22 protein-coding genes and 2 tRNA genes are annotated in these 18,637 nt (G+C 71.5%); 14 read left to right on the top strand and 10 right to left on the bottom strand.

The window, feature by feature from the left end:
- Position 1: 1 nt before the first annotated feature.
- Positions 2-955 carry a helix-turn-helix domain-containing protein gene (locus tag AC27IY_RS29335; RefSeq protein WP_487179871.1) on the bottom strand — a complete coding sequence of 318 codons (954 nt, stop codon included), beginning with the start codon at positions 953-955 and terminating at the stop codon, positions 2-4.
- Positions 956-1,056: 101 nt separating this feature from the next.
- Here AC27IY_RS29335 and AC27IY_RS29330 point away from each other — a divergent pair, with 101 nt between their 5' ends.
- Positions 1,057-2,091 (top strand): saccharopine dehydrogenase family protein, encoded by a 1,035-nt coding sequence (locus AC27IY_RS29330; protein WP_487179870.1) that lies wholly within the window; start codon positions 1,057-1,059, stop codon positions 2,089-2,091.
- A 4-nt stretch (positions 2,092-2,095) separates the two neighbouring features.
- Here the strand turns inward: AC27IY_RS29330 and AC27IY_RS29325 are convergent, their stop codons facing one another.
- From AC27IY_RS29325 to AC27IY_RS29305, 5 genes are all read right to left on the bottom strand, one after another.
- Positions 2,096-2,641, bottom strand: coding sequence for an ATP-binding protein (locus AC27IY_RS29325; RefSeq protein ID WP_364459491.1), 546 nt, complete (start codon positions 2,639-2,641; stop codon positions 2,096-2,098).
- A 208-nt stretch (positions 2,642-2,849) separates the two neighbouring features.
- Entirely contained in the window at positions 2,850-3,125 is a 276-nt protein-coding gene (locus AC27IY_RS29320; RefSeq protein WP_344208075.1) for a GlsB/YeaQ/YmgE family stress response membrane protein, read from the bottom strand.
- A gap of 110 nt (positions 3,126-3,235) precedes the next feature.
- A complete protein-coding gene (locus tag AC27IY_RS29315) occupies positions 3,236-3,430 on the bottom strand; it encodes a ferredoxin (protein ID WP_344208074.1) in 195 nt (64 codons plus the stop codon).
- A 32-nt stretch (positions 3,431-3,462) separates the two neighbouring features.
- Positions 3,463-4,674 (bottom strand): cytochrome P450, encoded by a 1,212-nt coding sequence (locus AC27IY_RS29310; RefSeq protein ID WP_487179869.1) that lies wholly within the window; start codon positions 4,672-4,674, stop codon positions 3,463-3,465.
- 31 nt (positions 4,675-4,705) lie between these two features.
- Positions 4,706-5,872, bottom strand: a complete 1,167-nt coding sequence (locus AC27IY_RS29305; protein ID WP_487179868.1) for an NAD(P)/FAD-dependent oxidoreductase — start codon at positions 5,870-5,872, stop codon at positions 4,706-4,708.
- A gap of 153 nt (positions 5,873-6,025) precedes the next feature.
- On the opposite strand from AC27IY_RS29305, the gene AC27IY_RS29300 reads away from it, so the two are divergent.
- The 3 genes from AC27IY_RS29300 to AC27IY_RS29290 all read left to right on the top strand — a co-directional run bounded on the left by AC27IY_RS29300 (position 6,026) and on the right by AC27IY_RS29290 (position 9,365).
- Positions 6,026-6,613 carry a TetR/AcrR family transcriptional regulator gene (locus tag AC27IY_RS29300; RefSeq protein ID WP_487179867.1) on the top strand — a complete coding sequence of 196 codons (588 nt, stop codon included), beginning with the start codon at positions 6,026-6,028 and terminating at the stop codon, positions 6,611-6,613.
- 87 nt (positions 6,614-6,700) lie between these two features.
- Positions 6,701-8,572 carry a S1 family peptidase gene (locus tag AC27IY_RS29295; RefSeq protein ID WP_487179866.1) on the top strand — a complete coding sequence of 624 codons (1,872 nt, stop codon included), beginning with the start codon at positions 6,701-6,703 and terminating at the stop codon, positions 8,570-8,572.
- Positions 8,573-8,687: 115 nt separating this feature from the next.
- A complete protein-coding gene (locus tag AC27IY_RS29290; protein WP_364459511.1) occupies positions 8,688-9,365 on the top strand; it encodes a flavin reductase family protein in 678 nt (225 codons plus the stop codon).
- Positions 9,366-9,371: 6 nt separating this feature from the next.
- Here AC27IY_RS29290 and AC27IY_RS29285 read toward each other — a convergent pair whose 3' ends face one another.
- Positions 9,372-9,869 (bottom strand): NUDIX hydrolase, encoded by a 498-nt coding sequence (locus AC27IY_RS29285; RefSeq protein WP_449946800.1) that lies wholly within the window; start codon positions 9,867-9,869, stop codon positions 9,372-9,374.
- Between the two features lie 192 nt (positions 9,870-10,061).
- Here AC27IY_RS29285 and AC27IY_RS29280 point away from each other — a divergent pair, with 192 nt between their 5' ends.
- Positions 10,062-11,054, top strand: coding sequence for a calcium:cation antiporter (locus AC27IY_RS29280; RefSeq protein ID WP_344208067.1), 993 nt, complete (start codon positions 10,062-10,064; stop codon positions 11,052-11,054).
- On the opposite strand, the gene AC27IY_RS29275 is transcribed toward AC27IY_RS29280, so the two are convergent.
- Positions 11,044-11,796, bottom strand: coding sequence for an ABC transporter permease (locus AC27IY_RS29275; RefSeq protein WP_487179865.1), 753 nt, complete (start codon positions 11,794-11,796; stop codon positions 11,044-11,046). The genes AC27IY_RS29280 and AC27IY_RS29275 overlap by 11 nt on opposite strands.
- Positions 11,777-12,718 (bottom strand): ATP-binding cassette domain-containing protein, encoded by a 942-nt coding sequence (locus tag AC27IY_RS29270; RefSeq protein WP_344208065.1) that lies wholly within the window; start codon positions 12,716-12,718, stop codon positions 11,777-11,779. Before AC27IY_RS29270 ends, AC27IY_RS29275 begins: the two co-directional genes overlap by 20 nt.
- A gap of 316 nt (positions 12,719-13,034) precedes the next feature.
- Between AC27IY_RS29270 and AC27IY_RS29265 the strand changes: the two genes are divergently transcribed.
- The 4 genes from AC27IY_RS29265 to AC27IY_RS29250 all read left to right on the top strand — a co-directional run bounded on the left by AC27IY_RS29265 (position 13,035) and on the right by AC27IY_RS29250 (position 15,039).
- Entirely contained in the window at positions 13,035-14,051 is a 1,017-nt protein-coding gene (locus AC27IY_RS29265) for a GH25 family lysozyme (protein WP_344208064.1), read from the top strand.
- 46 nt (positions 14,052-14,097) lie between these two features.
- Positions 14,098-14,634, top strand: coding sequence for a C40 family peptidase (locus AC27IY_RS29260; protein ID WP_423451184.1), 537 nt, complete (start codon positions 14,098-14,100; stop codon positions 14,632-14,634).
- A gap of 56 nt (positions 14,635-14,690) precedes the next feature.
- A complete protein-coding gene (locus AC27IY_RS29255; protein ID WP_344208062.1) occupies positions 14,691-14,924 on the top strand; it encodes a transposase in 234 nt (77 codons plus the stop codon).
- 39 nt (positions 14,925-14,963) lie between these two features.
- Positions 14,964-15,039, top strand: a tRNA-Thr gene (locus AC27IY_RS29250).
- 73 nt (positions 15,040-15,112) lie between these two features.
- On the opposite strand, the gene AC27IY_RS29245 is transcribed toward AC27IY_RS29250, so the two are convergent.
- Complete coding sequence (locus AC27IY_RS29245) at positions 15,113-15,862, bottom strand: hypothetical protein (RefSeq protein WP_487179864.1); 750 nt, start codon at positions 15,860-15,862, stop codon at positions 15,113-15,115.
- A gap of 182 nt (positions 15,863-16,044) precedes the next feature.
- On the opposite strand from AC27IY_RS29245, the gene AC27IY_RS29240 reads away from it, so the two are divergent.
- The 5 genes from AC27IY_RS29240 (at position 16,045) to AC27IY_RS29220 (ending at position 18,612) form a co-directional block, all read left to right on the top strand.
- A tRNA-Met gene (locus AC27IY_RS29240) sits at positions 16,045-16,118 on the top strand.
- A gap of 71 nt (positions 16,119-16,189) precedes the next feature.
- The gene (gene rpmG / locus AC27IY_RS29235; RefSeq protein ID WP_019632658.1) at positions 16,190-16,354 is read left to right on the top strand and encodes a 50S ribosomal protein L33; all 165 of its coding nucleotides are present in this window, start codon (positions 16,190-16,192) and stop codon (positions 16,352-16,354) included.
- A gap of 212 nt (positions 16,355-16,566) precedes the next feature.
- The gene (locus AC27IY_RS29230; protein ID WP_364459537.1) at positions 16,567-17,016 is read left to right on the top strand and encodes a MaoC family dehydratase N-terminal domain-containing protein; all 450 of its coding nucleotides are present in this window, start codon (positions 16,567-16,569) and stop codon (positions 17,014-17,016) included.
- Positions 17,016-17,444, top strand: coding sequence for a MaoC family dehydratase (locus AC27IY_RS29225; RefSeq protein ID WP_364459540.1), 429 nt, complete (start codon positions 17,016-17,018; stop codon positions 17,442-17,444). The genes AC27IY_RS29230 and AC27IY_RS29225 overlap by 1 nt, the downstream gene beginning before the upstream one ends.
- Positions 17,445-17,544: 100 nt before the next feature.
- Positions 17,545-18,612 carry a hypothetical protein gene (locus AC27IY_RS29220; RefSeq protein ID WP_487179863.1) on the top strand — a complete coding sequence of 356 codons (1,068 nt, stop codon included), beginning with the start codon at positions 17,545-17,547 and terminating at the stop codon, positions 18,610-18,612.
- Positions 18,613-18,637 lie beyond the last annotated feature (25 nt).

Genomic DNA, 18,637 nt, shown 5'->3' with positions numbered 1-18,637 from the left:
CTCAGCCCGCGATCCGGCCGCTGCGGAAGGTACGCCGGTAGGCGTCGGGCGGGACGCCGACCGTGCGGTTGAAGTGGCGGCGCAGCGTGGCCGCGGTGCCCATGCCGGTGGCCGCCGCGATGGCGTCCACGCTGTCGTCCGTGGTCTCCAGGAGCTCCTGGGCGCGCCGGATGCGCTGGGTGTGCAGCCACTGGAGCGGCGTGGTGCCGGTCATGGACTTGAAGTGCCGGCCGAGGTGGCGCGAGCTGAGGTTGGCCCGGCGCGCGAGGTCCTCGACGGTCAGCGGCTGGTCGAGGTGCTCGACGGTCCAGCCGAGCAGCTCGCCGAGCGGGTGGCCGTCCGGCTCGGGCACGGGGGTGGCGACGAACTGGGCCTGGCCGCCGGGCCGGTGCGGCGCGACGACCAGCCGGCGGGCGATCGCGTTGGCGACCGCCGAGCCGTGGTCGCGGCGGACGAGGTGCAGGCACAGGTCGAGGGCGGCGGCCTTGCCCGCGGCGGTGAGCACCCGGCCCTCGTCCACGTAGAGGACGTCGGCGTCCACCTCGACGCCGGGGTGGCGGGCGGCCAGCGCCTCGGCGTGCGCCCAGTGCGTGGTGGCCCGCCGCCCGTCCAGCAGCCCGGCGGCGGCCAGCACGAACGCGCCGGTGCAGAGCGAGGCCACCCGCGCGCCGGCGTCGTACGCGGCCCGGACGGCGGCGACGAGGTCGGCCGGCGGGTGCACGTCGACCTCGGCCCAGCCGGGGACGATCACGGTGTCGGCGCTCGCCAGCCGGTCGAGCCCGCAGTCGGGTTCGAGCAGGAAGCGGCCGTCGGCGCGTACGGGTGCCGCGCCGCAGATCAGGGGCTCGTACCAGTGGCTGACCGGCATCGGCGGCGCGCCGCTGAACAGCTCGTAGGCCAGGGCCAGCTCGAAGTGCAGGATCCCGTCGGCGACGGCTATCGCTACTGTGCTCACGTCCGGAATTGTACGCATCATGTCGTTCCGGACGCTCGTGCGGTGACCACCTGCCGCGCCACGATGTGGGGGTGAAGCTTTCCGGCGGCAAGGGAGTTGTGATGATCACGGTTTACGGCGCATACGGGCACACGGGCCGGTTCGTGGTGGCGGAGCTGCTGCGGCGCGGGCTCGTGCCCGTCCTCGCGGGGCGGAACGGCGGCAAGCTGCGTGACCTGGCCGCTGAGTACCCGGAGCTGGAGGTCCGTGAGGCGTCGGTGGACGACCCGGCGGCGCTGGACCGGGCGCTGGCCGGGGCCGACGCGGTGATCAACGCTGCCGGGCCGTTCGCCGACACCGCCGGTCCCGTGATCGAGGCGGCGCTGCGCGCCGGCGTTCCGTACGTGGACGTGGCGGCCGAGATCGAGGCGAACCTGGACACGTTCCAGCTGTACGCCGAGCGGGCCAAGGAGGCGGGGGCCGTGGTCGTGCCCGCGATGGCCTTCTACGGCGGCCTCGGCGACCTGCTGGTCACGGCGGCCATGGGCGACTGGCGGGAGGCGGACTCGGCGCACGTGGCGTACGGGCTGGACAGCTGGCACCCGACGACCGGCACCCGTGACGCGGGCGCGGTCTCCCGGCGGCGGCGGGGCGGCCGGCGGGTGCGTTACGCGGGCGGGCGGCTGGAGTACCGCGACGACGCCGCGCCGACGGGCACGTGGTCGTTCCCCGAGCCGGCCGGCGAGCGGGACGTGATCGGGGAGTTCTCGATGGCCGACATCGTGACCGTGCCGAGCCACCTGGCGATCCCCGAGGTGGTCTCGTACATGACGGTCGAGGCGGCCAAGGACCTCTCGGGCGCCGACACGCCGGCCCCGGTCGCGGTGGACGAGCTCGGGCGCTCGGCGCAGTCGTTCGTCGTGGACGTACGGGTGCGCGCCGGCGCGGCCGAGCGGCGGGCCGTGGCCAGTGGGCAGGACATCTACGCCGTCAGCGCCCCGCTCGCCGTGGAGGCCGTGCAGCGGATCCTCACCGGGCGGACCAGGGCCGTCGGGGTGGCCTCGGCGGGGGAGATCTTCGACGCGGCGGACTTCCTGGCGGCGCTGGCGCCCCACATCGTGGTCGAGCTGGACCACGCCGCCGCCGCCGGCAGGTGACGGGTCAGGGCTGGCCGGCGGCGTCCTGGAAACGGGAGTGCCCCGGGCCGTCCTCGGGGGAGTCGTCCGGGCCCGGCGTCTCGCGGCGGCGGTGCAGCCGCAGCAGGTGCCGCGGCGTCGACGGCCGGGTGTCGTGCGGGGGCGTGTCGGCGGCCGGCGCCGCGACAGGCCGGTAGGCCATGAAGAGCTCCAGCCGGGAGTGGCCTTCCGGATGGTCCAGACGTACCTCGTCGCACACCTGGCGGATCACCCAGAGCCCCATGCCGTGGGTGGGCGGCCAGGGCGGCGACCGGTCCAGGTCGGCCGGTAGGAGCCGCCCCGCCGGATCGACGATCTGCACGCGTACGCCGTGATCGGCCCGCCACAGATGGACCGAGCCGGTGCCGGCCCCGTGGTCGAGGACGTTGGTGACGGCCTCGTTGACCGCGAGCACCAGGTTCTGGAGCCGCTCACCCGCCAGCCCCGCCTCCTGGGCGAAGCCGCGCACCGCCTGGCGGATCCCGGCCAGGTCGGCGTCGATCGGCAGCGTCATGGCGGCCGGTCTGTCCATCCTTCCTCCGTCCTCGACGTCGGCGGAACGGCTGCGGACATGTCCCCGCGAGCAGCCCTCGGACGCCGTTCACACACTCAAGTGTCGCGCGTGAACGTGCCGAACGGTTGCAGATCGCTTAACACGTACAAGTTGGTCGAATCACCATAAAGGAAAAGCCCCCTCGCCGCCGTGCTGTGCGGGCGGCGAGGGGGACACGGTCGGGCTGTTACCGCAGGTGGCGGCGTCGGCCGTACATCCCGGCGGCCAGCGCCACACCGGCACCGGCGAGGACCACCTGGAGGACCAGTTCGATCCAGTCGATGCCCCTGGTGTCGGCGACCCCGAAGGCGGCGGCGAGGGCGGTGCCGATCAGCGCGGCGACGATGCCGATCACGATGGTGAGCCAGATCGGGATGTTCTGGCGTCCGGGGACGACCAGACGGCCGAGAACACCGATGACGAGCCCGATGATGAGGGCGGAGATGATGCCGGTGACTGCCACGCTGCACGCTCCTGTCGCTTGGCGACCTGACCCTGGGGCAGGTCAACGCTTCATAACCTGACAGTCGAGTGCTGCCCATTTGCGCAAAGCGGAAACAAGCCGCCTTGCCGCTATTCGCTCACCTCGATGGCGAACGCGGGGCAGACCGCGGCCGCCTCGCGCACGGCGGCGTGCCGGTCGGCGCCCGGCTCGGCGTCGAGCAGGACGACGATGCCGTCCTCGTCACGCTGGTCGAAAACCTCCGGCGCGATGAGCACACACTGCCCAGCGCCGCAGCACTTGTCCTCGTCGACGGTCACTTTCATGGCAGATGTCTCCTTGAACGAAATCCGAACGGTTACCAGCGGACCGGAACGGCACGGAGGCCGCCGACGGCCAGCCCCTCGACCCGCTCCAGCTCCGCCTCGGGGGCGGCCAGCTCCAGGGTGGGCAGCTTGCGCAGCAGCACCTCCAGCACGACCTGCAGCTCGGTACGGGCCAGCGCCTGCCCGAGGCAGGAGTGCGCGCCCGCGCCGAAGGCCAGGTGCGGGTTGGGGCTGCGGGTCAGGTCGAACTCCTCGGCGGCCTCGAAGGCGCTCTCGTCCCGGTTGGCGGCGGCCATGCTGCAGATGACCGTGGTGCCCTTGGGCAGCTCGACGCCGCTGACCTCGGTGCCCTCCTTGAGGTAGCGCGGCAGGCCGAAGCCGGAGTTGGCGTCGAGACGCAGCGACTCCTCGACCGTCGTGCGGATCAGCGACGGGTCGGCCAGCAGCGCCTCCCAGCGGCTGCGGTCGGCGAGCAGCATGGAGACCATCTTGCCGATCATGTTGGCGGTGGTCTCGTGCCCGGCGACCAGCAGCGCCATGCCGGTGACCAGGATCTGCAGGTCGTTGAGCCCGCCGTTCTCGGGGCCGCCGGTCGCGATCAGCTCGCTCAGCAGGTCGTCGCCGGGCTCGGCGCGCTTGCCGGCCAGCAGGTCGGTCATGTACTGGAAGAACTCGGCCTGGGCGGCCTCGGTCTCGTCCTTGCCGTAGCGGGTGAGGTTGAGCAGGGTGTCCGACCAGTACGAGAACCGGTCGCGGTCCTCGGCCGGCACGCCCAGCATGTCGCAGATGACGTACACCGGCAGCGGGAAGCCCAGCGACGCCTTGAGGTCGCCCGGCGCGCCGCGCTCGACCATCTCGTCGATGAGGTCCTCGGCGATCCTGGCCATCGCGGGCCGCATGGCGTTCATCCGCTTGGCGGTGAACCACTTGCTGACCAGCCGCCGCCACTGCTGGTGCTCCTCCCCGCTGTCGGGGATGATCATCGCCATCTCGCTGTTGAACACGCCGCCGCCGTCGGCCGAGAGCCGGGCCGCGTCGGGCGCGTTGAGCTGGCGGGTGAAGCGCGGGTCGGCCAGCACCTGCCGGACGTCCTCGTAGCGGGTCAGCAGCCGGGCCCGGTCGCCGCTCGGCAGCTCGACGTGCGCCACCGGGCACTTCCCGCGCAGCTCGGCCCATTCCGCGGGCGGCCGCAGCGCCGCGTCGTTCGGGATGGGGTAGGGCAGGACCTGCTCGTCGATGCTCATTCGCTTCTCCTTGAGTGCTCGGACGATCTCGTCACGCGGGCGTGAGCGGCTGGAGCAGGACCTGCTGGCGCAGCAGACGGGCCTGTTTGGGCATGTTCCAGCCGAGCACGGCGGTGACCTGGCCGCCCTCCCGGTAGAGGGCGGCGAAACGGTGCTGCTCGGGGTCGCCCTCGGCGACGGTCACCTCGGCCGCCGGCGACGGCAGGCCGTGGGCCTGGATCTTGACGTCGTACTGGTCGGTCCAGAAGTAGGGGATCGGGGTGTACGGGCGGTCCGCGCCGAGCACGTTCGCCGCGACCGTCTGGGCCTGCTCGGTGGCGTTGGTGCGGTTCTCCAGGCGCAGCCGCCTGCCGAGTCCTTCGTGGTGGAAGGAGGCCAGGTCGCCGACCGCGTAGACGCCCTCGGCGGCGCGGCAGCGGGAGTCGCACTCGACGCCGTCGCCCAGGGCGAGGCCGCTGCCGTCGAGCCAGCCGGTGGCCGGGCGGGAGCCGATGGCGACCACGACGACGTCGGCGGGCAGCGTCTCGCCGGTGGCCAGCCGCACGCCGGTGACCCGGCCGCGCTCGTCCTCCAGGCTCTCCACCGCGACGCCGAGCCGCAGGCGGACGCCGCGCGCGGCGTGCGTACGGGTGAGCAGGCCGCTGACGAACCCGCCGAGCTGGTCGCCGAGCACGGCCGGGCCGAGGCCCGCGAGCGTGACCTCCAGCCCGAGGCCGCGGGCGGTGGAGGCGATCTCGCCGCCCAGGACGCCCTCGCCGACGACCACGAGCCGGGTGCCGGCGGTCAGCTGGGCGCGCAGGGTGAGGGCGTCGTCGAGGCCGCGCAGCACGTGCACGCCCGCGAGGACGTCCTGGCCCGGCAGCCGGCACGGGGTGAGACCGGTGGCGAGCACCACGGCGTCGGCGCGCAGGACGCGGCCCGAGTCGGTGGTGACCGCGCGTCCGGCGACGTCCAGCGCCACGGCGCGCTCGCCCCGGACGAACTCCGCCTCAAGGGCGTCGAGCTGGGCCTGGCCGCGCAGCCGGGCGCGCTCCGGCTCCCAGGCTCCGGCCAGCACCTGCTTCGACAGCGGCGGCCGGTCGTAGGGCAGGTGGGGCTCGGCGTCCAGCAGCGTCAGCCGGCCGTCGTGGCCGAGCCGGCGCAGCGCCTCCGCGGTGCTCAGCCCGGCGGCGGACGCGCCGACGATCAGAACGTCCACAGGGCCTCTCCCCGCTCGCGTACGCTGGCTTGACCTGCACAAATGCGCATATCGCGATGATCCTTCCCGGCGGTCGGACTTGACCACAGTACCTTACAACTGCAAGTTAACTGACACATGTCGGCTAAAGGTAAACTCATGGATGTGTCCGGCATGAAAGACAGCAGAGCCCCATCCGTGGACCGGCGTGTCCTCCGTACGCGGTCGGCCCTGGCCCGCGCGCTCCTGACGCTGGTCGAGGAGCGAGAGCTGTCCAGGATCGGCGTGTCCGACGTGGCCGAGCGCGCCGGCGTCAGCCGCACGGCCTTCTACGACCACTACCGCGACGTCCACGAGCTGGCCGAGGCCGCCTGCACGGCGATGATCGACGGCCTGACCAGGTCGCTGCCCAAGCCCCGCCGCGACTCGGCCGACCTCCAGGGGGAGGCGACGCGGTCACTGGAGGCGTTCTTCGCCAGCCTGGCCGAGCACGCCGGGCTCTACCGGAGCCTGCTCGGGCCGCAGGGCAGCGCGCGGGTGGCCGACCACATCCGCCGCCGGCTGACCGACGGCGTGCGCGAGCACGTCCGCGAGGCGCACGACGTGCCGGCCGCGTTCACGGCGGGGGCGATCTACGGCGTCGCGGCCGACTGGCTGCAGCGCGGATGCCCCGAGCCGCCCGCCCGGATGGCCGCGCTGACCTGGCCGCTCTTCCACGCGCTCTACGATGTGGTGAGCACGTCCCCGCCGCCCGCGGCCTGATCCGGCCGCGGCCCGATCCGCCCGCCGTCTTGGTTCCCAAGTCGGCTCCAAGCCATGGACAAGAGCGATACCGCACCATGGCCGACCGTGAGCGGATATTTCAGAAAAACCTTCGCGAAGATCGCCGCGAGTACGGCGGTCGTCATGGCGGTCGCGCTGCCCGCGGCCCCCGCGGCGGCCGACGAGTCGCCCGACCAGCGGCCTGACGTCGCCGTCGGCACCTGGCTGGCCGCGCGCACCCAGCCGGCGGTCCAGCTGACCAGCTTCTCCTATACCGGCACCGTCGCCGTCCCGACGAGCACGATCAACGAGAACGCCTTCCAGCAGCTGACCCAGCAGGCCGTCATCGCCGTGCAGAACGGCAAGATCGCCTCTGACGAGCGCAGCATCGCCAAGTGGCTCTTCCAGCGCATCGCGGCCAACGTCGACGCCTACCTCGTCGAGACGACCCCGGAGCGTACGGTCGAGGCCGAGGTCGGCGGCATGTGCACCGGCTGGTGGGTCACCCCGGACGGCTACATGGTCACCGGCGCGCACTGCGTCCAGGTCGGCGACACCGAGCTCAACCAGCTCTTCGCGCAGCAGGCGCTGGCGAAGTTCAACGAGCAGGACGCGAAGGAGATCATCAAGGGCCTCCAGGGCATCGAGGCCGACGAGGAGATGGTCAAGCTCGCCCAGCAGATCTACATCACCTTCAACAGCACCCACATGCGGCTGCGCGGGCTCAAGCAGAGCCTGTCGGTGCTGCAGAGCCTGCCCGGCGGCGGCGTGGACAAGACCGCGAAGGCGGTCCCGGCGGAGCTGGTCTCGGTGGGCGAGAGCTACCCGGGCAAGGACTTCGCGCTGCTCAAGGTGAACGGGCAGCAGAACCTGCCGACCGTGCCGCTCGGCGAGGACGCCGACGTGCGCACCGGTGACACGCTCTACATCAGCGGCTTCCCCGGCCTGGTCACGAACACGCCGTTCTTCAGCCTGGAGTCGAAGCTGGAGCCGGCGCTGACCGAGGGCCCGTACAACGCCAAGCGCTCCACGCAGACCGGCGTGCCGTACATCCAGACCCAGGCCCCGTCCTACCACGGCAACTCCGGCGGTCCGGTGTTCAGCAAGGACGGCAAGGTCATCGGCATGCTGATCGCGGGCACGGTGAGCGAGGGCGGCGAGGCGTCGGAGAGCGAGAGCTTCGTGCTGCCGGTCAGCATCATCAAGGAGAAGCTCGGCGAGAAGAACATCAAGGCCGCCCAGGCGACCACGACCACGCGCTACAACGAGGCGCTGAACGACTACTTCCGCAACTACTACGAGGACGCGCTGCCGAAGTTCCGCGAGGTGCAGGCGCTCTTCCCGAACCACCCGTACGTGGCCAAGTACATCAGCGAGTCGCAGACGGCGATCACGGCGGGCAAGGACGAGTCGCCCAAGCCCATGATGATGTGGGTGCTGCTCGGCGGCGGCGTGCTGGTCCTCCTGGTGCTGGGCCTGGTGCTGGCCCGGGTGCTGACCCGGCGCAAGCGGCCCGCCGTCTCCTACGGCCCGCCCGCGCAGCCCGCGTACAACGCGGTGCCCTCGCCCCCGTGGCAGCAGCACCAGCTCCCCGCCGGCTCCGGCCCCGGCCAGCACGTCAACGGCCACGACCACCAGTACGGCTCCGGCCCGCAGTACGGCTCCGGCCCGCAGTACGGCTCCGGCCCGCAGTACGGCCCGCAGCACGACCCCCAGTACGGCTCAGGCCCGCAGTACGGCCCCGGCCCCCAGCAGGGCTCCGGCCCCCAGTACGGCCCCGGCCCCCAGTACGGCTCAGGTCCCCAGTACGGCCCCGGCGGCCAGTACGGCCAGCAGGGTCACTACGGCCAGCAGGGCCAGTACGACCAGTACGGCCAGCCCAGCCAGCACCCCGCCGACCCCACCCGTGACGTCCGCTACGGCCAGTTCGCGCCGCCGCCGGATGGCCACCAGCAGTGAGCGCCCGGGGCGCCTCCGGCCCGGCGCCGGACCGCCCCGAGCCCACCGGACCCTCCCGCTGAGACGTCCGATCGCCGCCAGCGAGCGGGGGTGACCGGCCGCGACAGTGGGACGCATGACCGAAACCACCACCCTTGTCGACGAGCACGTCCGCATCGAGCCGAACATCCTCTATTTCGGCACCCCGGTCGTGCTCATCTCGACACTCAACGAGGACGGCACCCCGAACCTGGCCCCGATGTCGTCCGCCTTCTGGCTCGGCTGGCGCGGCCTGCTGGGCCTCGGCGCGCGCGCCAAGACGGCGCAGAACCTGCTGCGCGCCCGCGAGTGCGTGCTGAACCTGCCGTCCGACGCCCTGGCCCCGGCCGTGGACCGGCTGGCGCTGACGACCGGCAGCGACCCCGTCCCCGAGCGCAAGTGGGAGCGGGGCTACCGGCATGTCGCCGACAAGTTCGGCCGGGCGGGGCTGACGCCGGTGCCGTCGGAGACGGTCGCGCCGCCGCGGGCCGCCGAGTGCCCGGTCGCCATGGAGACCGTGGTCGAGGCGGTGCACCCGATCGGCGAGGATGGCGGCACGCTCGCCTTCGAGGTGCGGGTGCAGCGCGTGTGGGCGCACGAGGGGATCAGGCTGGCCGGCACGGACGACCACATCGACCCCGACGCCTGGCGTCCGCTCATCATGAGCTTCCAGAAGCTCTACGGGCTGGGGCCGCAGGTCCACCCGTCGACCCTGGCCACCATTCCTGAGCGGATGTACCGCCCGGACGACCTGGAGCGGGCCAGGTCCCTCTAGATCCCTCTAGAGCAGGACCCGCCAGACGTGGTCGGGGCACACGCGCGCGATCTCCTCGCGCGACAGCCAGTCGGCGCGGGTGCTCTCGGAGCCCGGGGGCGGCGCGGTGGGAGCGCCGGGGCCGGGGACGACGGCGCGGAAGATGGCCATGTGGCCGGGTGACGGGTAGCCGTAGCCGGCCGGCGGCGGCTCCAGCAGCTCGATGCGCTGCCAGGCGAACGCGGTCAGCGCGGCGGGCGGCAGGCTCAGCCCGGTCTCCTCGCGCAGCTCTCGGACCGCCGCCTCCACGGCGCTCTCGCCCGGCTCCAGGTGACCGCCGGGGATGTCCCAGCCGCGGCCCTTCCTGTCGACGTACGTCATGAGGGTCCTGCCGAGCCCGTCGGTGACGAGGACGAACGCCGACGTGGTCGATGCGAGCGGTGGCGTCTCGCCGGTGCGGATGACGTCCAGGCGGTGCGCCACGGGGATCCAGGGGACGACCCGCGTCGCGATCAAGTGGGCCACCAGGACACTTTCATGTCAAAGCAATGGAGATGTCAAGGCATTATTGGGGGGAAAAGTCCGTTCCGTCCGCAATGCTGGGGGCACACCCTGTACCTGATCCGTAACATCGCGCGACTGTGGACCGTACTCATCCCCGCCCTTGCGCTGCTCTCGCTCGGGCTCTCCTGGGGCCGCGAACCGGCCGGCCCGCTCGTGATCGTCCTCGCGCTCCTCCTGGCCGGCGCCGTGCTCGCCGCCGTGCACCACGCCGAGGTCATCGCCCACCGCGTCGGCGAACCCTTCGGCTCGCTCGTGCTCGCCGTGGCCGTCACGGTGATCGAGGTGGCGCTCATCGTCAGCCTCATGATCTCCGGCGGCGACCAGACGTCCACGCTGGCCCGCGACACCGTCTTCGCCGCCGTCATGATCACCTGCAACGGCATCGTGGGGCTCTCCCTGCTCACCGTCACGCTGAAACGCCGGACCGCGGCGTTCAACGCCGAGGGCACCGGCAAGGCGCTGGCCACGGTGGCCACGCTCAGCACGCTGAGCCTGGTGCTGCCGACGTTCACGACGAGCGAAGGGGGACCGGCCTTCTCCGGCCCGCAGCTCGGCTTCGCCGCGGTGGTCTCGCTCGCGCTGTACGGGCTCTTCGTCATCACGCAGACGGTCCGCCACCGCGACTACTTCCTGCCGGTCGCCAGGGACGGCGCGCCCCTCGACCCCGAGGAGCACGCCCCCCGGCCCTCCGGCCGCACCGCCCTGGCCAGCCTCGGCCTGCTGCTGGTCGCGCTGGTGTCGGTGGTCGGGCTGGCCAAGGTCGAGTCGCCGGTGATCGAGGCCGCGGTGTCGGCGGCCGGGCTGCCGCAGGCCGTCGTCGGCGTCGCGATCGCGCTGCTGGTCCTGCTCCCCGAGACCATCGCGGCCGTCCGGGCGGCCCGCCGCGACCAGGTCCAGATCAGCCTGAACCTGGCGCACGGCTCGGCGATGGCCAGCATCGGGCTGACCATCCCGACCATCGCGGTGGCCTCGATCTGGCTCGACGGGCCGCTGTTCCTGGGGCTCGGCGGCACGCACCTGGTGCTGTTCGCGCTGACGGTCGTGGTGTCCACGCTCACCGTGGTGCCGGGGCGGGCCACGCTCATGCAGAGCGGGGTTCACCTGGTGCTGTTCGCGTCGTTCCTGTTCCTCGCGATCAGCCCCTGACCAAGCCTCGTCTCATCGCTCTGACGCCCAGGGCGAGGCCGGCCGCGGCGATCAGGCAGGCGGACGCGGTGCCGTACAGGACCGACGGGTCGGCGAGGTCGCCGGCGAACAACGCCCGCTGCGCGTCCACGACGTACGTCACCGGATTCACCTGCCCGATCGCCCGCAGCCACGCCGGGGCGCTCTCCAGCGGCAGCAGCACGCCCGACAACAGCAGCAGGGGGAACAGGATCGACTGGCTGACCACGTAGAACAGGGTGCCGCCGGGGGCCGACCTGAGTGCCAGCACGAACGAGAACGCCCCCAGTCCCACCCCGAAGACCACGAGCTGGGCCAGCCCCGCGAGCACCCCGGCCGCGTGCAGCTCGAAGCCGAGCGGGATCGCCATCACGATGATCAGCACGGCCTGGACCAGCAGCAGCACGAGCGCCTTGAGCGCCCGGCCGACCAGCATCGCCGTCCGGCTGAGCGGCGTCACCATCAGCCGCTCCATCGAGCCGCCGATCAGCTCGACCAGTAGCGTGTAGCCGGAGGACATGGGCCCGGTCAGGCACATCATCACGAGGATCCCCGGCACGAACCACTGCCAGGAGGAGCCGACCGCGCCGTCCAGCAGCGCCCCGAACAGGAACAGGAACAGCAGCGGCTGTCCCATCTCGAACACCAGCGCCACCGGGTTGCGCAGCGCGGGCCGCACCTCCCGGGAGAAGACGGTGGCGGTGTCACGCAGGAACGTCGTCATCGGCAAGGCTTCTTCCTGTCAGGGCGAGGAACACGTCGTCGAGGGTGGGGCGGGCGGTCTCGGCCGTGACGACCTCGATCAGCTTCGCGTCGAGCGTGCGCAGGCACTCGGGCAGCGCGGCGGCGGCGTTGGGGACCCGCAGGCGCACGGTCGTGCCCTCCGCGGTGCCGCCGACGGCCGCGGCGGCCCGCGCGGCGTCGTCCGCGGTGCCGGTGGTGAGCGTGATGAGGTCGCCGGCCAGGTCGTTCTTGAGCTGCTCCGAGGTGCCGTCGGCGATGACCCGGCCGTTGTCGATGATCACCACCCGTTCGGCCATGGTGTCGGCCTCCTCCAGGTAGTGGGTGGTGAGGAACAACGTCGTCCCGTACGCCTCGCGCAGCCGGAGGATGTGCTGCCAGATCTCGGCGCGGCTCTTCGGGTCGAGCCCGGTCGAGGGCTCGTCGAGGAAGAGCAGGTCGGGGCGGTGGACGAGGCCGATCGCGAGGTCGAGGCGGCGGCGCTGGCCGCCGGAGAGCGTGCCGGGCGTCCGCTTGGCCAGCGGGGCGAGGTCGAGCAGGTCGAGCAGCTCGTCGGCGCGGGCGGCGGCCTCCCTGGGGCGCAGGCCGTAGCAGCGGCCCTGGGTCACCAGCTCGTCGCGGACGCGGAACTCCTCGCCGGCGCTGCCGCGCTGGCCGACGTAGCCGATGCGGGCGCGTACGGCGGCCGGCTCGGCGGCCACGTCGTGCCCGGCCACCGTGGCGGTGCCGGAGGTCGGGGGCAGGAGGGTGGTGAGGATGCGGAGGGTGGTGGACTTCCCCGCGCCGTTCGGGCCGAGGAAGGCCGTGAGCTGTCCGGCCTCGACGTCGAGGTCGAGGCCGCGGACGGCCTCCACCCTCTCCTTCTTGACTTTGAACGTACGGGTCAACGCCCGAGCGTGAATCATGGCGGTCGGTCTCCTGCGGGCATGACGAAGAAACCCCAGGTCGGGGCTCGGTTGGTCGGGATCTGCACCAGTTTGTGCAGGAAGAAGCGGCTTTGGCAAACGCGAATGTCACGTTCATAAACGGCTCTGACCTGCGGAAACACCACGTGGCGAGGGGTGTCGCGGACGGCGATTTCAGGGCCTCTGACGTGCGGTTTCCCGGTTCGCGGGGGGCCGATTTCGGCTGCCGCCCTCCGGCGGGCGGGCGCGACCTGATGCTGTTTATTGATATTTCCGGCCTTGCGGAGTTCTGTCAGATTCCGTAAGGATCACCCGCGTGAAACGTCTGGGGCTATTAGCGGTAATCGCGGTGTCGGGGATTATGGGGGGCTGCGCGACCGCGTACGCGGCCGACGGGGTGCCCGGTGTCGACGTCAGCAACTGGACCGGCGAGATCGACTGGGCGAATGTCGCCGAAGGGGGCGGGAAGTTCGCGTTCGTGCAGCTCACCGAGGGCACGAACGTCCGCAATCCCGTATTCGACGCGCAGTTCGGCGGCGCCGCGTCGGCCGGTCTGTATCGGGGGGCCTATCACTTCGCGCAACCGCATGAATCCGACGGCGCCACGCAGGCCGACTTTTTCCTGCAGAACGGCGGCGACTGGATCGCGGACGGCCGCACCCTGCCCGGAGTGCTCGATGTCGAGGACAATCCGTACCGCGACAGGAACGGAAAGAACTCCTGTTACGGCCTGTCCGCGAAGGACATGGTCGCCTGGCTGAAGGCGTTCACCAAGCGCTACAAACAGCGCACCGGCCTCCAGGCGATCATCTACACCACCACGAGCTGGTGGCGGACGTGCACCGGCGACTCGGCGGCCTTCGCGGCCAATCCGCTGTGGCTGGCCCGCTGGGGCGCCGACCCCGGCGAGCTGCCGAAGAGCTGGACGTCCCACACCTTCTGGCAGTCGGCGGAGAAGGGGCCGCTCGCCGGTGGCGGCGACGTCTTCAACGGCACCGAGGACGAGCTCAAGGCCCTGGCCAACCCGCCTGCCGAGATCTCGGTCGCGGCGGCGGCGAAGAGCCGCAAGGCCTACACGGTGACGCTCAGGAACACCGGCCCGTACCCGGTCACGAACGTCCAGGTCGCGGCCCGGACGTTCGGCGGGCAGCGGGTGACCGGCGCGCCGGACGGCTGCCGGGTGAGCGGCACGGCGGTCCGCTGCACGGTCGCCGAGGTCGCGCGGGGGTCGAAGGTGACGCTGACGTTCACCACCAAGCCGCGCCGGGCCAAGGGGACGGTGGGCATGAACGTGACCGTCGGAACGACGAAGTTCACCATCAAAGTCCGATAAGGCACCATAAGGTCCGAAACCTGGTGATTCGGGGGACGGAGACGTTATGAGCCGGCGCCGCACGGCCCTGGCCCTGCTGACGGCGCTGCTTCTCGCGCTGACCCTGGCCGCGTCCGTGCCGGTCTCGACCTGGACGCAGCCGCGCGTGGTGCGCCTGACGTACGAGCTCGGGCGGCTCGGCATCGAGTACTCGTGGGGCGGCGGCCACGCCGAGCTCCCCGGGCCGTCCACCGGCACCTGCCAGGGCTACCAGGGCCGCATCCGGCCCTGCCCGGCCACCCGTACGCGGGGGCTGGACTGCTCGGGCTTCACCCGCTGGGTGTACGCCCTCGCGCACGGCCACGACGTGCTCGGACCGGGCAACACCGACGACCACGTACGCCGCATGCACCGCGTGCGCTCCGCCCCCCGCCCCGGCGACCTCGTCTTCTTCGGCGTCATCGCCGGCGACACCGTACGGACCCACCACGTCGGCGTCTACCTGGGCGGCGGCCTCATGATGAACGCCCCGGAGACCGGCGCGCGGGTCCGCGTCGACCGGCTCGCCGGCCGTGAGGACCTCGCCGGTTTCTACCGCTACTGAACGGGACGCCTGTGGCCGGCGGAAATTGAGAGACCCGGAGGCTACTCTGTGCGGCTATGGAAAGGCGATGGGTCGGTCTCGACGGATACGAGGTCGTGGGCGCCGTGCGGGCCGGGCGTCAGGTGCTCCGCGTGCGCCGGCACGGCCGGGTGGTCGCCGACTGCTCGTCCGTGGCCGAAGTGGCCCGCCACGTCGAGCTGGCCGACCTCTGTGAGGTCGTCGAGCTGCCCGTGCGGCGGGCCGGGCCGGAGAAGATCGCCGAGGTTCGGATCAGTTCGCGTCATCGCTGAGTGCCGTGTATGGTTACACCTGTCCGCAGCGCCGGACAGGCCCCTATAGCTCAGTCGGCAGAGCGTCTCCATGGTAAGGAGAAGGTCAACGGTTCGATTCCGTTTGGGGGCTCCAGTCTGACAAGGCAAAACGCCCGGTTCGAGGTCACTCGGAGCCGGGCGTTCGTGTTTTCGCGATCAATTCGCGATTACTCGTCCACCTTGGTCGACACCGTGGCGGGGGCCGGCGCCTTGATCGACACCCGGTGGCCCCACGAGGTGAAGCGGGTGTCGATGGTCATCGTCTTGCCGTCGAAGGCCGAGATGTCGAAGACGCCGGTGGCGGCGTACGAGGTGGTCACCCTGGTGACCAGGCCCGCGCCGCTCAGGGTGAGGCGGTAGGAGACCTTCGTGTCGTCGTGGAAGCGGAGCGGGATCGCGGCCGCGAACCACGGCGAGACCTTGTCCAGCTCCTTGAAGGTGATCGTGCCGGTCAGCGTGTTCCCGGCCCGCTTGCCCTTCTTCACCAGCGCGGCCAGCGTGCCCGGCTCGACCGGGTTGATCACCTGGCCGTAGTAGCCGCCGCTGCCCTGCATGCTGGTGCGGTACCAACGCTTGCCGGAGGGCAGCTTGTCCGCCCAGATGCCGCCGGACAGGTAGGAGGTCTTCCCGATGGTGACGGCCCGCTCCGGGCCCATGCCCTGGAGGCCCCTGGCCGTGATGTCGGAGGCGGCGACCCCCTTCTTGCCGAACTGGAAGGTGCCGGTACGGCGCTGCAGCACCTGCTTGTCCGAGCCGTTGACCAGGATGGAGCTCTCGGTGAAGCGGACGCCGTGACCGGCGACCAGCTTGGTTTTCAGCGCGCGTACGGGGTCCTTGGGTGCCGCGGCCTGCGCGGGCAGGGGGGCCAGCAGCAGGGCACCGCCGGCGGACAGGGTGATGATGATCATGCGTTTCATGGCAGGCGATCGTGCCAGTCCGCGATCACGAAAGTGTGCAGAACGGGCCCCGGCGGGGAATAGGATTTCTGCTATCGGGGTTCCTGATGCATACTGGTTCCACCCTTGCCCGATCAGGTGCGTTACGACTCTGGTCGCCGCGTCGGGTATCCTCTACGGGGCCGGGTTCATACCGGCCCAAAGGCGGAGTAGCTCAGTCTGGCAGAGCAAACGGCTCATAATCGTTGTGTCGCCGGTTCAAGTCCGGCCTCCGCTACTGCCCAGCCCCAGGTCATCTGACCTGGGCATGGGTATGTCCATATCCCGAACGTAGAAAGGCACTCCCCAGTGGCTGCCACCGACGTTAGGCCGAAGATCACGCTGGCCTGCCAGGAGTGCAAGCACCGCAACTACATCACGCGGAAGAACCGGCGCAACGACCCGGATCGGCTTGAGCTGAAGAAGTACTGCCCCAACTGCCGCTGCCACCGCGCGCACCGCGAGACCCGATAGCGGCTCGCCAGGGGCACCCCAACCTCTGATCACGCACAACCGGCGTCCCGATGGTGGGCGCCGGTTTGTCGTGTCTGCACCCGTGTCTGCACACCCTGTGTACGCGCTGCTCGCGCTCGCGTAAAAACCCGTTCATCGGCGACGACAGCCGAACCTTGTTCTGTTACCGTCGGCCTCAGCAGCGCTCGGATGACGGACACGAGGGAGCACTGATGGCCTTGAACCGTGACTTCGTGGGCAGGACCTACCCGCCCAGCGCACCTTACGAGGTCAGCCGGGTGAAGATCAGGGAGTTCGCGGCGGCGATCGGTGACGGCAACCCGCTCTACCGGGACCAGGCGGCGGCCCAGGCGGCCGGTTACCGCGACGTGATCGCGCCGCCCACGTTCCCCATCGTCTTCAGTCTCCAGAGCGGCGGCGAGGCGCTGGCCGACCCCGACCTCGGGCTCAACTTCGCCATGGTGGTCCACGGCGAGCAGCGTTTCGAGTACGTACGCCCGATCTGCGCGGGCGATCAGCTCGTCACCACCGCCACGATCACCGACATCCGCACCGCCGGGCGCAACGAGCTGCTGACCGTGCGCAGCGAGGTCACGACCGTCGAGGGCGAGCCGGTCTGCGTCACCTACAACACGATCGTCGAGCGCGGAGGGGCGGGCTGATGGCCGCGACGGTGAAGTACGACGAGGTGGAGGTCGGGCAGGAGATCCCGGCCGTCGACTACAACGTGCGCCGGCTCAACCTCGTGATGTACGCCGGCGCCTCCGGCGACTTCAACCAGATCCACTGGAACGAGCGCTTCGCCAAGATGGTCGGGCTGCCCGACGTCATCGCGCACGGCATGTTCACGATGGCGCAGGCCGGGCGGTTCGTCACGGACTGGGCGGGCGATCCGGGCGCGGTGGTGGACTTCGGGGTGCGGTTCTCGTCCATGGTGGTCGTGCCGGACGACGACCAGGGGGCGACGATCTCCGTGAGCGGCGTCGTGGAGGAGAAGCTGGAGGACGGGCGGGTGGTCGTCGGGCTTACCGCGCGGTCCGGGGACGCCAAGGTGCTGTCGAAGGCGCGGGCGGTCGTCCAGCTCGCCTGACATTTCATGATAAGTCGGGCGGCGCTCGGGTACCCGTTTGCCTATGACTGAAGCTGCGCGACAGGTATGGCCCACGGTCCGGTCGATCCCCGTCTCCGCCGTGACCGACGCCAAGCCGCACGGGCGGCTGCGACCGGCACGTCCGGAGCAGGTGGCGGGCGGCGCGGGGACGGGACGCGACACAGCGGGCGGCGCTGGAACGGGACGTGACACAACGGGCGGCGCCGCCGGGCACGGCGGCACGGATGGTGGCGACACGGGTGCCGGCAACACGGGCGCCGGCGGCTCGCCGGCGACGGGCGTGGGCACGGCGGGCGCGCACCCCCGGGGCGCGCACGCCCGCCTCAACCCGGCCGCCGAGCTGGGTTTCTCCGGCGACCCCGAGCAGCACGGCGACCACGGCGACGAGCTCCTGCACGCCCAGCGCATCTGGGACGGCACCCTGGCCACCAACCGCCTCGACGACGCCGGGCTGAACGCCGAGCGCCAGCGCGTGGAGACCAAGGACGTCACGGCCGCCGTGAGCCTGCTGGTGGACGGCTGGCCGGAGGACGTACGCGCGTGCGTCGAGTCGCTGCTGGAGCACACGCACGTCAAGGTGCTCGCCATCGACCTCGGCGACGTGGACGGCGCGGGCGACGTGCTGGCCGGGCTGGCCGGGCGGCATCCCGAGCGCGTGACGCTCTGGCGGGTGGCCGAGCAGCCGCACTGGCGCGGCGGCACCGCGACCTGGGGCGAGAGCCGGGCCAAGCTGCTGCGCCTCGACGACTCGGAGGTGCACGTGCTCATGGAGACCTCCGTCGCGCTGCGCGGCGACGCGCTGACCCCGCTGCTCGCGGCCATCGCCGAGGGCGCGACGGCGGCCGGCTGGCACGGCGCCGACCTCTACGACGACGGCCTGCGCGAGGCGGGCCCCGGCCGGGTCCAGGCGCTGACGGGCGAGATCGTCGCGGTGCGGCGGCAGGCGGCGCTGAGCGCGCTCCCCGAGGACGCGCACTACGTCCGCAACGCCGACCTGGCGCTCTCGCTCGGCCTGCGCGGCGAGCTGGTGGTGCCCGAGGGCACGCCGCCGCTGGTCCGGCTGAACGCCCACGACGTGCCCGCCGACTACGCCGACCGCGAAGCCCGGCGCAACTACGACGACGCGCTGCGGCTGACCCGGAGGTGATCGGGCGCGGGTGATCAGGCGGGTG

This window comes from Nonomuraea sp. B208, assembly GCF_057536035.1.
The sequence above is the reverse complement of the archived record's forward strand: the minus strand, read 5'-3'. Positions and strand labels throughout refer to the sequence as shown.